General features: G+C 38.4%; 2 rRNA genes. Both read right to left on the bottom strand.

Annotated features, from left to right (window positions below):
- Positions 1–71 (bottom strand): 16S ribosomal RNA (locus CD126_RS11940); the annotation flags it as partial.
- 211 nt (positions 72–282) lie between these two features.
- Positions 283–367, bottom strand: a 5S ribosomal RNA gene (rrf, locus tag CD126_RS11945); the annotation flags it as partial.

Below are 367 nucleotides of genomic sequence, written 5' to 3' on the forward strand. Positions count from 1 at the left end.
GTTCGCTCGACTTGCATGTATTAGGCACGCCGCCAGCGTTCATCCTGAGCCAGGATCAAACTCTCCATAAAAAGCGTTTGATTAGCTCGTAAAAATAAGTGTTATCAATAACACGTTGTGTTTATTGGAATTAACGTTGACATATTGTCATTTAGTTTTCAATGTTCATTTTGTATCACAAGAACTAATTATACATTCACTATTTTATAAAGTCAACAGTAAATTTAATTGGTTTTGCTAAAGGAATAATCCATAAAAAAATGACCTAGTGGTCAATGGATTGCCTGGCAACGTCCTACTCTTGCGGAACGTAAGTCCGACTACCATCGGCGCTAAGGAGCTTAACTTCTGTGTTCGGCATGGGAAC

The sequence above is a fragment of the Staphylococcus pettenkoferi genome (assembly GCF_002902685.1).
GTDB lineage: Bacteria > Bacillota > Bacilli > Staphylococcales > Staphylococcaceae > Staphylococcus > Staphylococcus pettenkoferi.